The sequence below is a fragment of the Bathymodiolus japonicus methanotrophic gill symbiont genome (assembly GCF_019721995.1).
Classification (GTDB): domain Bacteria; phylum Pseudomonadota; class Gammaproteobacteria; order Methylococcales; family Methylomonadaceae; genus Methyloprofundus.
Window position 1 is genome coordinate 1 of record NZ_BLYC01000075.1, and the last position, 11,759, is coordinate 11,759.

Annotated in this window: 13 protein-coding genes and 2 pseudogenes; 12 read left to right on the forward strand and 3 right to left on the reverse strand. The window is 36.9% G+C overall.

Features of this window, described 5'->3' with window-relative positions; translation table 11 throughout:
- The 3 genes and pseudogenes from K6984_RS28710 to K6984_RS28720 all read left to right on the forward strand — a co-directional run.
- The coding region (locus K6984_RS28710) for a nucleotide-binding domain-containing protein (RefSeq protein WP_221898433.1) at positions 1 to 1,203 on the forward strand (1,203 nt) is incomplete at its 5' end.
- A gap of 141 nt (positions 1,204 to 1,344) precedes the next feature.
- On the forward strand, positions 1,345 to 2,034 hold the full coding sequence (locus K6984_RS28715) for an SLATT domain-containing protein (protein ID WP_221898414.1): 690 nt from the start codon (positions 1,345 to 1,347) through the stop codon (positions 2,032 to 2,034).
- 309 nt (positions 2,035 to 2,343) lie between these two features.
- Positions 2,344 to 3,024, forward strand: a pseudogene (locus K6984_RS28720) (N-6 DNA methylase); the annotation flags it as partial.
- 531 nt (positions 3,025 to 3,555) lie between these two features.
- On the opposite strand, the gene K6984_RS28725 reads toward K6984_RS28720, so the two are convergent.
- Both K6984_RS28725 and K6984_RS28730 read right to left on the reverse strand, forming a co-directional pair.
- Complete coding sequence (locus tag K6984_RS28725) at positions 3,556 to 4,722, reverse strand: IS3 family transposase (RefSeq protein WP_087870166.1); 1,167 nt, start codon at positions 4,720 to 4,722, stop codon at positions 3,556 to 3,558.
- A gap of 80 nt (positions 4,723 to 4,802) precedes the next feature.
- Positions 4,803 to 5,159: a recombinase family protein gene (locus K6984_RS28730; protein ID WP_230988346.1), complete on the reverse strand. Its 357-nt coding sequence runs from the start codon at positions 5,157 to 5,159 to the stop codon at positions 4,803 to 4,805.
- A gap of 165 nt (positions 5,160 to 5,324) precedes the next feature.
- Between K6984_RS28730 and K6984_RS28735 the strand changes: the two genes are divergently transcribed.
- The gene (locus K6984_RS28735; protein WP_221898434.1) at positions 5,325 to 5,996 is read left to right on the forward strand and encodes an AbiU2 domain-containing protein; all 672 of its coding nucleotides are present in this window, start codon (positions 5,325 to 5,327) and stop codon (positions 5,994 to 5,996) included.
- A gap of 15 nt (positions 5,997 to 6,011) precedes the next feature.
- On the opposite strand, the gene K6984_RS35395 is transcribed toward K6984_RS28735, so the two are convergent.
- On the reverse strand, positions 6,012 to 6,143 hold the full coding sequence (locus tag K6984_RS35395; RefSeq protein WP_263458914.1) for a hypothetical protein: 132 nt from the start codon (positions 6,141 to 6,143) through the stop codon (positions 6,012 to 6,014).
- Positions 6,144 to 6,567: 424 nt separating this feature from the next.
- On the opposite strand from K6984_RS35395, the gene K6984_RS28740 reads away from it, so the two are divergent.
- The 8 genes and pseudogenes from K6984_RS28740 to K6984_RS28770 form a co-directional block, all read left to right on the forward strand.
- Complete coding sequence (locus tag K6984_RS28740) at positions 6,568 to 6,978, forward strand: dna-binding plasmid partition protein (protein ID WP_221898435.1); 411 nt, start codon at positions 6,568 to 6,570, stop codon at positions 6,976 to 6,978.
- 18 nt (positions 6,979 to 6,996) lie between these two features.
- The gene (locus K6984_RS35400; protein ID WP_263458596.1) at positions 6,997 to 7,125 is read left to right on the forward strand and encodes a hypothetical protein; all 129 of its coding nucleotides are present in this window, start codon (positions 6,997 to 6,999) and stop codon (positions 7,123 to 7,125) included.
- Between the two features lie 27 nt (positions 7,126 to 7,152).
- Positions 7,153 to 7,290 carry a hypothetical protein gene (locus K6984_RS28745; RefSeq protein WP_221898436.1) on the forward strand — a complete coding sequence of 46 codons (138 nt, stop codon included), beginning with the start codon at positions 7,153 to 7,155 and terminating at the stop codon, positions 7,288 to 7,290.
- Between the two features lie 161 nt (positions 7,291 to 7,451).
- Positions 7,452 to 7,805, forward strand: a pseudogene (locus tag K6984_RS28750) (DDE-type integrase/transposase/recombinase); the annotation flags it as partial.
- Positions 7,806 to 7,925: 120 nt separating this feature from the next.
- Positions 7,926 to 9,413 carry a UvrD-helicase domain-containing protein gene (locus tag K6984_RS28755; RefSeq protein ID WP_221898438.1) on the forward strand — a complete coding sequence of 496 codons (1,488 nt, stop codon included), beginning with the start codon at positions 7,926 to 7,928 and terminating at the stop codon, positions 9,411 to 9,413.
- 66 nt (positions 9,414 to 9,479) lie between these two features.
- Positions 9,480 to 10,253, forward strand: coding sequence for an IS1 family transposase (locus K6984_RS28760; RefSeq protein ID WP_221894694.1), 774 nt, complete (start codon positions 9,480 to 9,482; stop codon positions 10,251 to 10,253).
- Positions 10,254 to 10,440: 187 nt separating this feature from the next.
- On the forward strand, positions 10,441 to 11,124 hold the full coding sequence (locus tag K6984_RS28765) for a DarT ssDNA thymidine ADP-ribosyltransferase family protein (RefSeq protein ID WP_221898439.1): 684 nt from the start codon (positions 10,441 to 10,443) through the stop codon (positions 11,122 to 11,124).
- A partial coding sequence (locus K6984_RS28770; protein ID WP_221898440.1) for an ADP-ribosylglycohydrolase family protein occupies positions 11,121 to 11,759 on the forward strand: 639 nt, incomplete at its 3' end. The genes K6984_RS28765 and K6984_RS28770, both read left to right, overlap by 4 nt.

The window sequence follows — 11,759 nt, forward strand, 5'->3', positions numbered from 1 at the left end:
TCGGCATTAAATAAAAAGTTTAGAGATACCGAATCTAAAACAGACAATACATTACAGGTTGGCTCTTTTGGAAGGAAAACTGGTATTAATGGCATTTCTGACCTAGATATGCTGTATATCATGCCCAAAACAAAATGGGATACCTACAATAAATATGACGGGCAATTAAAATTACTTCAAGATACAAAAACTGCCATTTTGAAACGTTACCCTTCCACCAAAGTTCGAGTTGATCGATTAGTTGTAACGGTTACTTACACCAATTTCCATGTTGAAGTTCAGCCAGTATTTGAGCAGGACGATGACAGTTTTAAATATCCTGACACATCCAATGGTGGTAGCTGGAAAATCACCAAACCAAAAGAAGAAATGTCTGCTATTGCCGATTTGAACTTACGTCGTTTATGTAAAATGGCAAGATCTTGGAAAAATAAGCATGGCGTAGCAATGGGAGGATTGTTAATTGATACATTGGCCTACAACTTCCTTAACTCAACATCCGATTATGATTCGAGGAGTTATGCTTTTTATCACTGGTTGAGTAGAGATTTTTTTAAATATTTATCTGAACTACCAAAAAAAACTAAATATTCTGCGCCAGGAAGCCGACAAGATGTAAAGGTTAAGAAGCCATTTCAACGAAAAGCGAAAAAAGCCTACAAGCTCTGCCGAGAAGCTATTGAGGCTGAGAATAATAAAAACGTAAACGATAAATGGAAAAAGGTTTATGGACGACCATTTCCTGCCGCAACAGAGGAAACAACAAAGTCCCGTTCTTTTACCGATACTTGGCGCAATACGGAAGAATTTATTGAAGATAAGTTTAATATTGATATAAGAGAGTTTTTAAGAATCGACTGTGAAGTTAAGAAAAATGGCTTCAGACAATATTTTCTGAGTGAAAAATCATCCAGCAGGTTTAAGTTAGGTGTCAATAAAAGTTTAAGATTTACTGTGACTAAATTATCCGTTACCGAGCCATACCAAATTTATTGGAAGGTATTAAATCGTGGGGACGTTGCCCGTAAGAGAAATATGATTCGAGGGCAAATTGTTCCCGATCTTGGACATGAAGAGCTAACGGAATCCACGAGTTTCCGAGGTGATCACATAGTTGAATGTTACTGTGTAAAAGATGGAGTCGTAGTTGCCAAGGATAGAATTAAAGTTCCAATTGGTTCAGAGGGAAATGAAAATGACTGATAGTGAAAAAAATCAGGCGCGCCATGCTACCTCACGAAATTCCGGGACTCCTGTCGCCGTAATTCGTTCACCTACGCAGCGAATAGGAGATGCTCCAGCCGCCCTGCGTCCGCCACAGACTGAGCACAAAGCAGCTCAGTCATGGCTACCACAAATGGCTCTACGGCTATTCGGGATAAAATTTTAGCCTCCCTCGCGCGCTATCGCGCACTTCGGATTGGCAAATTTCCCTGCGCCTTCTGGAGACTATCAGCCCGTCCGGGGCTGACAGCGTTAGAAGGCCAGCTTAGAGAATGCTATGGCCGAGTAGTTTACTCGCATAAAACGCACGAAAAATGTGCGGACTTACTTCTTGCGCGTCATAAATACATTAAATTAGCTCAGATTGTTTTATCAGCAGTTGTGACAGGCGGCTTACTTACAGCTCTATTCGATTTTCAATATTTAGCTGAATATAAGCAAATTGGCGTTTTCGTAACCTTAATCATTTCAACAATTTTGCTTACACTAAATTCATACACCAAAGATTACGATCTTGGAGAGATTGCTCAAAAGCATCGCCATGCAGGTGCAGAATTATGGATTATCCGTGAATCATACCTATCACTTCTAACCGATCTGCATATTCAGGCATTACCAGTCGAAGAAATATTGAGTAAAAGAGACCGTTTAGCTGAAGAATTGCACTCTGTATACACAGGAGCCCCTAGCACTAACTTTAAAGCTTACAGCATGGCACAGACAGCACTTAAGGAACTAGAGGATATGACCTTCTCTGATAAAGAAATTGATGCTTTTCTCCCAAGTGAGCTGAAACGTGAGGGAAGGTAAATTGTTAGGTAAGCATCTTTAATTTATACGATTTTCAGAATTATTAGGGTTCTGTCGCAAAAAATAAATATTTGTGTAAAAATCAACTGTAACTTGTTTTTTTGCGGCAAATGGATAAAACACCATGCAGGAGAAAAACAGTCTCATCCCATCATTAAAATTACGATAATATAGTGTTAAAGTCAATTACCATGGGGTATTCAGGAAAGTAATGGCTTGAAAAATAGAGCCATTTTCAGTTGAGCATGTGAACCTACTGTGGCTCAAATTAAATCTTATAATCGTAGGTAATAAGGTGATTTTATTTTTTGCGACAGAACCGCAAATCCTCCTTTTAGTTACCGTTGGGAACCTAATGAGTCGTTAAGCGAAGATTTTCGCTTTAAGAGCCATGGGTTAGCCCCTAAATCGGCTGCTGATTTTGCTTTTTTATTACACGGCTTTAGCTTTTTAAGTGACGAAGGCACAATGGCCATTATTTTGCCTCACGGTGTACTATTTCGTGGTGGAGCAGAAAGCCGCATTCGTACTAAGCTACTCAAAGACGGCCATATTGATACTGTTATTGGTTTGCCTGCCAACCTATTTTTCTCAACAGGGATTCCTGTGTGTATTTTGGTGCTAAAAAAATGCAAAAAATACGACGATGTATTGTTTATTAATGCCAGCGAGCATTTTGAAAAAGGCAAACGCCAGAACCGGTTACGTGATGGTAAAGATGGCGAGCCAAATGATATTAAAAAAATAGTCGAATGCTATCAGTACAGAACTGAAGAAGTGAGATATTCTCGCCGTGTAAACATGCGTGAAATTGAAAAAAATGATTTTAACCTGAATATTTCACGTTATGTTAGTACGGCAAAGCCAGAGCCTATCATCGACCTAAAAGAAGTTCACAATGATTTAACATCCTTAGAAGAGAAGGTTTTGACAGCAACCAAAACGCATAATACATTTCTCGAGGAACTAGGATTGCCAGCTTTACCCTAGATAAATACATAGTCTACAAGGTGCTAGATGGCCTTTTCTGGTTCTGTCGCAAAAGATACGTATTTGTGTAAACCTGGTTATGATCCTGTTTTTATTCTTCGCCCAGGGGGGGGTAAGTAACTTTTTTTTATCGTATCTGGAATTTTCTATCTTGGACGCGCCTGATGTGTTTTACAATTGAATCCGATTACTCTAAAAAGGATAACTCACAGTACACATGGCGAGCCAGCTCTTCGCTAAGGCGTTTTATATCGCTTTTAAGGCATTTTAACAGCTAACCCCTACCGTACACACCAATTAAAGGTTTTTGTGGGTCTTTAAGGGGCTTAGACCCCACCCCCAACAAGCGATTGACTAATTGTGGGTGTGTGGTATGTGGTTTGTTATAGCTGTTACAGAAAACAAAGATTAAACGGTAAACCATTCCAAAATAAAGGGTTGGCTTATTGCAACAAGCAACAGTATTCTGGGGACTCTTATAGCACCCCAAAGAGTCAAGACAGATTTTTCAACAATCCTTATTCCATATTCCTAAGCCGCTTCATTCTGCTGTTCATTAGCTAAAATACTTTCTCTATATACATTCATTGGTTTTTTATAGTCCAGGGTTTCATGAAACCGTTGATGATTATAAAACTCAATATAGTCATCAACATCTTCTATTAACGCTCTAATTGAACCATATTCATTTAAATAAATACGCTCACATTTTGCACTTCGCCAAAACCGTTCAATACAAATATTATCCGTTGCTCGTCCTTTTCCATCCATAGAAATAGTAATGCCTTTGTTTTTTAGTCGTTGGGTATGAATTTCACTGGTGTATTGACTGCCTTGATCCGTATTAAAAATTTCAGGTGTTCCGTAGAGAGAAAGCGCTTCATCTAATACATCCATAACTAAAAAAGAATCCATTGTGTTTGATATTTTATGGGCGAGCACTGCTTTTGAGTGCCAATCAATAATCGCCGCTAAATAAACCATCCCTTCTTTGGTTTTAATATAGGTTATATCTGTACTCCAAACTTGGTTAGCGTGTGATATATCAAGATCTCTAAGCTTATAAGTATATTTTTTATGTTCTTTTATGGGGATCGTTGTATTGACTTGTTTTACCGCTAATACGGCTTTCAAGCCCATCTGCTGCCGATAACTCGCCACCGTGTTTAAACTGACTTTAAAACCACCTTCAAGCAACTGCTGGTGTACTTTAGCCGCACCATAAATAGGGATGTCTTTAAAAATGTGATTAATCTGAGTTTTGATCTCTTCTTTCTTTTTATTCTCTCTTTTTTTGTAATAGAGATTGCTTCTATTTAATCCTAATAATGCACACTGCTGTGTTAGAGGTAGAGTGTTAAGCTTGGGCTCAATCAACTGTTTTCTATCAGATGAGTCCAAGCTTTTTAGCTTTTTTTCGAGCCACTCCTTTTCAACCGTCATTTTTCCTACGATTTTTGTGAGCATCTCATTTTGTTCTTGAGCTGCTAATAGATCCTCTTTGTAATCTTTAACGGCTTTGGAGGGCTCCATTGCTATTTCTGCATTGTCTAAGAATATTTTTTTCCAGTTTTGTAGGTTCTTAGGTGTGATGTTATTTGCACTGGCAATTTCTTGCAGTGTTTTTTCATTCTTTAAAACTTCTAATACCAACTTGCTTTTAAATTCAGCACTGTAGACCGTTCTTTTTCTGCTCATTTTAATACTCCAATTTTTTACAAATAGTAACTAATTTGGAATAAGATTGCTTTGATTTCTTGTCTGGATTTGCTGGGGGATTATAGGTGGAGCATAAAGGTGTCTGCGTCTCTTCCAAGTTGTGCTGCAATGAATGGGGTTTTATTTGCCATTAGCGATGATATAAAAGCAACATCGCGACCTAGTCTGTCTAACTTATTCACAATGATATAAGCTGATTCCTTTTTAGCGCAATTTAATGCTTGAGATAATACAGGGCGTTTCTCTAAAGCATCAAACCCTTTTCCGCTTTCCACTTCGGATAATATCTTGATTAACTCAATACCCTCATTTTTACAGAATTCCTTTATATCCGATTCTTGAACCTTTAGCCCTAACCCACTTCTTCCTTGTTCAGAGGTTGATACTCTTACGTAACCTATAGCTTTCTTAATCATAATCACACCTTTTTATTTAGTTATACATATTATAAACGGTGGTTTATAATATGTATATGCAACTAAAAACGCGTCGTTGCTTAGTGAACAGAAAGAGAGTTAAATTATTCTGGGGGAAACTTATAGCCTCACTGATGAGCTACAGAATTAGCAAGGAGATACAAAATGAATGAAGACGCCTTAGCAAACTTAAAAGAAGATTTTACTTATTTTCGTGAGCATTGCATCGATATTAGAAGTGACTTTAATACTTATCATAATTTGTTTGACCCTGCCAATTTTGATCTGTTAGAAAAAATATCAGGAACTTTTTTTGGGGAAATAAACTCAATTTTAATTAGAAACTGGATTCTATGCGTTTGTAACTTGGTGGATCGTAAATCAACTCGGGTAAACAGAGAAACTCGTAACAACATTTCAATTAATCTAATAAATGCTCAAATTGAGGAGCAGTTTGATGGTGATAAATGGCGTAAACAAATTGACTCTATTACTACTTTGACAACAAATATAACGGATTATGGAAAAAAATTAAGTCCAGCACGTAATAGAATTATTGCTCATTCTGATAAAAACACCTATAAAAAAGGTCTTGTACTTGGCGAAACATCAAAGAAAGATCTCGATAATTTTATTGGGAATATTCAAGAGTATTGTGATCTTGTTGGAAACCTAATAGGAGTAGGGGCGTTAGACTTCCGTTGTTCTTCTGGCCAAGGGGATGTTCTTGATTTTGTAGGCTTCCTAAGTGATGTAAAGAAAATGCTGTTGACCACGGACGAAGATGATCAACAAATATTGTTCGCTAACCTGAAAGACAAGCTTTCGCAAGAATAGCGACTCCCCCAGTATTTACAGGTTTGTATTCCTGGGCTCATACGCATCCCACAGACGTTTAACGCAATCGCTTACGCTTACTTTTTCCATGATTTTCAGCGAAAGAATGACATCTTTTGGGAAGTGAGTGCCTTTGAAGCTGAGCATATGATCTACCTTTTATTGAAATTGAGAATTATGATAGCAGATAACGTCGGGAAGGGGTATTTATGCGACAGAACCGTAGATAGTAGTATCTATCACTACATGCTACTAGCTAAGTAAAGGAATATATACCTATTAGTACAATAAGTACTGGTTGTATTTGTTTTAATATAAAATATATTTATAGTGTTTTTGTGTGTATTAATAAATGTATTGTTTTTAATGTATTTATTAAAGGTATTGTAATTTATTTAAGTATTGGTTATATTGTGTTCAATGTTTTTATTATATGTAGGGGAAACAATAAACATCTTTCTTGTGGGGGGAGCGGCGCAAAGAGAGCGGGGTAGAGCCTTCTATTGATGTTTCTTTGTATTCAGAGCCTAAAACCGCACTAAAAGCCGCGAATAATGCGGATGTTCTTATAGTGGACGGCAAAGCCTTTGCTGATACTCACGCCTTGCCGATAGCCCAAAAAAGTGACCTGATTATAATACCCGTGGGAATTTCAGTGGATGATTTAGAGCCGTCTTTAAAACTGGCCGTTGAATTTGCTAATAAGGGTATAGATAGAGCCTCTATTGTGTTTGTCGTGTGTAGAGTTCCTGACAAGGGCGATAAAGAGGCCATGAATACCCGCGCCAGTATCGAGGCTTGGAATTTTTCCGTGGTGCGTGGCTGGATTCCCATGAAATCGGCATATTCTCAAGCTATGGATAAGGGCTTATCCTTTACGGAAACGCCCTTTAAGAGCTTAAGCGACAAAACAAATAAAATCATAGAACAATTATTTAACAAAGCAACAGAGCAACAAACAGCGAAGCAGGGGAGCGCATAACTTGGGGAGTCGCTATTTTTGCGAAAGCTTGTTTTGGGCATCCCAGCCCAAGCAAGCAGCAAAAACTTAACGCGACCACTTATGCCTCCGGCGGCCCCGATTCGTCCTCGTCACCTCGTCCCGACCCAACAAGGGGTCGGAACATAGGCTCCAAATGACTTGACGCCGTGTCGGATGGCCTTTTATTTTGTCTCCACCTTCGCTAACGCTCAGACTCCGACAAAACAACGGCCCTACGGCTATCGCGGACTAAAAATATTCACTTCGCTAAAGCTCCGTTTCCAGGATTTTCAGCGAGAGAAGATTCCCTAGCTCGTGAAATTCGATTAATGGCATTACTTGAACATAAAATTGATACGATACAAAGCGAAACATCATCAGATAAACCAGTTATTAGAGGGGTGTTCTCAAAGTTATTTAAGTGATGTATTGTGTGTCACAATGAGGTTCTGTCGCATAAATTCCCCTTTCCGACGTTATCTGCACGCTTTTTCAAACAAACGATTAACAATAATGGCTTTCCTGATAAGGTCGTTATGGATAAAAGTGGCGCTAACTATGCAGGATTAGCCAATATTAACCTCTTGTTAATTCTCGCTGGGTTTGCCACTATGATCGACATATTACAGGTTAAATATTTGAATAACATCATCGAACAGGATCATCGATTTATCAAAAAAATAACAAAGCCAATGATGTGCTTTAAAGCGTTTCACTCCGCCCAAGCAACAATTGATGGAATTGAAACGGCACATATGATCCGAAAGGGGCAGTTGTCTGAGGAAAATATTCCTGCTTATAAGCAGTTTATAGCTTTAGCAGGATAGTTATGCCTGAAGACCAGGAGGTCTGTGCTTTTGATAATTATTGCGACAGATCCCTAATATGAACCATTTAAACCCAGAATTTTAATCTGCCGTCAATGCGTAACTCCTATAGGAATAGAAATGCTTAAAAAAATAACGCTGAAAGGTGAGCAGAAAAAAGCTCTTTTCTTGCCTGCGACTAGTCCAATACAAATAAAGGGGGGTGCTGGTAGCGGAAAGACTACAGTAGCTCTTTATCGAGCAAAGCACTTACTTGAAACGCAAAGCACTCTATTTAAAGAAGCAAAAGTAATTATTTTTACTTTTAATAAAACTCTTGCAGCCTATATAAAGGCTGTAAGCCCATATATAAATGGGGGCTATAATAATACAAGTGATGAAATAACGCCCCAAATATCTGACGGACTAAATGTTCAGGTTGTTAATTTTCATAGCTGGGCTTATAGGTTTGCAGGGATAGAGCCCAACAAAACTATTATGAATAGGACTCAAATTGAGATTATTAGTCGCATAATCCATCAAATGGATTCAGATACTTCAAATGTTTTAGGTAAAAGCCCTGAATTTTTTCAAGAAGAAATATCATGGATAAAAGGGAAGTTATTTAATGGTAAAAAAGAGTACCTTGATGCCAAAAGAATTGGAAGAGGTACTTCGGATCGAATTACAGGGAAGGATAAGATTGTTATTTGGGAGGTATACAATAGATACAGTGCGGAACTACAAAATAGTGGGAAAGTAGATTTTGATGATTACGCTATTTTATGCCTCAATAAAATTAATAATACTCTAATTTTCTCACCACCATTTACCCATATCATAATTGATGAAGCACAAGATTTAAATAAAGCTCAAATTCTTACTATTTCAAAAATAGTTGACTCTGAGACAAATAGTCTATCAATAATAGCTGATGCAGCTCAAAGGATTTATAAAAGTGGTTTTGTATGGAGTGAAGTTGGCATAAATGTTCGTGGCGGAAGAACTATAGAGTTTAAGAAAAATTATCGAAATACAGTGCATATTGCCAACGCAGCCCTATCCTTACTGAGTCATGAAGATGATAAATCTGAATTCACTGAAGTTAAAACAGCACTGAAAGGTGGAAGTAAACCAAAGGTTGGTTATTTTAATAGTTCTAGTGAGCAATTGAATTGGTTAAATAAAGAGCTTCATATGCTTAGTAGTAACAATGATATTGACGGCACTGTTATCTTACATAGAACTAATACTGGTGTTAAGGATTTAAACGCTTCTTTATCAGAGCTTGGTTATTCTACAGAGCTTGTTAAATCAACAAGCTCTGTGAACTATGAAAGTAACAGTATAAAGATATGTACTATGAGTTCAGTAAAAGGATTAGAATTTAATAATGTTTTTATTATGGATCTAAATGATGATGTTATTCCATTTCCTCCTGGATTTATAAGTAACGAGGATGAACTACATATTTCAACAGAAAGAAGGTTGTTATATACATGTATGACAAGAGCAAGAAAAAGTTTGTATCTTCTTGGTAGTGCAAATCCTTCTCGTTATTTAAGTGAAATTAGAAGTAACTTGCTAGATGATATAAGTAGCTCAGAATCGATGAGCAATATAGGGTAGTGGGTTAAACCTGTGTTTAGCATGAGAGCAATAGAATAAGAAAGTGATTTATTGCATAATTCCCTCATGAAATATTATCAAGAAATCACCTGCCCTAACTGTACTAATTCCAACCTGATGAAATCAGGTAGTAGCGATCGTGGTGTGCAGCGATATCGTTGCCAGACCACAGCTTGCTCAACCAACACCTTCATGTTGGAATATTGTTATAAAGCATGTGAATTTGGAACCAAAGAACACGTTGTCGAAATGGCTATCAATAGTAGTGGCACTCGAGACACGGCTAGGGTTCTTAAAATCAATAAAAATACGGTGACTCGTACTTTAAAAAACAAAGAAAACAGTCTTGTTCAAGTGAACCCTCTTTTTCAGACCTTTGATCAAGGGAAACCATTGGAAGTCAGACTAGAACAGGTCTGCTGTGATGAAGCCGAAATGGATGAACAGTGGTCTTTTGTAGGAAATAAAAGCAATCAACGCTGGCTATGGCATGCTGTTGATCATAAAACCAACACGGTACTCGCTTATGTTTTTGGCAAGCGTAAGGACATTGTTTTCAAAGAATTAAAAGCGTTACTTTTGCCTTTAAATATCAGTCGTTATTACACCGATGACTGGGGCGCTTATGAACGTCATCTCGATGCTGAGAAACATGAAATAGGTAAGAAAAACACCCAAAAAATTGAACGTAAAAACTTGAATTTTAGAGCATGGATAAAACGATTAACTCGTCGAACAATCTGCTTCTCTAAGTTAGAGAAAATGCATGATATTGTGATTGGTCTGTTAATAAATAAGGTGGAATTTGGCAGGGATATTCATGCAAAAACACAGATTTAACCCACTACCTAATATAGATACTAGATTTGATGATGTACCATTTTAGGACTTACGCATCAATACCTTCGCCAATTTTAATTTAAGCCAAAAATGACAATCTTACACCTATATAAATCAATAGCTTATAGGATGTAAAATTCATAAAAATGAGTGCATTTTCATTTTGGCGAAGGTATTGACGCATAATATGAATTTAAAACCTAATTACCCTAGTTTCATATCAGAAATAGATAAAAAGAGTATTGCATATTTAATTCATTTTACTCCAACGCTAAACCTATATAGTATTTTAGAACAAAAAGAAATAATGAGCAGGTCAATGTTGGAGAAATTGGATATTGAGCAGTATGATATTTTAGATTACGTGCAATTTACAGACAATGTTAGATACGATGATAAGAGATATATTAATTTATCTATTTCATCTCCAAACACTTTTTTATTCTCTAAATTTATGGATAGAACAGCCAATGATATGAGTATTAATTGGTGTGTTTTGAAAATAAATCCAAAGCACATTTATGATGCAGAGACATTATTCTCAGTTACTAATGCTGCATCTACTGCCGCAAAAAATCAATATAGAATATCAGGAGACATTGATAAGTTTAAAATGCTCTTTGCAGAAGAATTAAGCTTTAGCAGCTTTAATGGTAAGAGGGATATTGTAAGAAATAATATTTTAGATAAGTACCCCACAGATATGCAAGCTGAAATTTTAGTGAAAAAAACTATCCCTTCTTCCAGTATTGTTTCTGTTTGCTTTAAAGCAAGTGGTGACTTGGCTGAGGCAAAAGCGGCAATGTTAGAGTTCGATACAAGCAATTTTATTGTTGACCCAGAAATATTTTTACCAAATAAACGCATATGAATGCACTAACAAAATATAAAGGAAGCATGAAACTTGCGGCTATTGGGGATGCTTTAGGGTGGGTGACAGAACTTGAAAAGACCCCAGAAGATTTAGAAAAAAAATATGGAGTTAGTTTTATAACTAAATATTTTGACTGGAAAAAGACAGTAGGAGGAGGGTTTTACAGCTATGAAGATGATATAAAATCTGGCTCATATTCAGATGATACGCAATTACTACTATCTGTTGCTAGATCAATAAAAGAAGATGGTACTGTCAATCAGGTCTACTTTTCAAAAATAGAGCTACCAAGTTGGCTTTTATATGCACGGGGTGCAGGACGAACTATAAAGAATGCTGCAAGAAAAATAGAACGAAAATCAGCGACATGGAATAATAACTTTTTTACATTTAAGGCTGGGAAAGCAACGATAGACTATAGAGAGAGTGGCGCAAATGGTGCAGCGATGAGAATCTTACCTATAGCACTAGCCAATTTTGGTGATATAGGTAAAATTAAAAAAGAAATTTTTTCAAACAGCATAATCACACATGGTCATCCAAGAGCAATTGTAGGTGCTATGTTATATGGAATTGCTATTGATATAACTCTTCAGTTATCACCAAAAAGCTTTGACTACAAAACTTTTCTT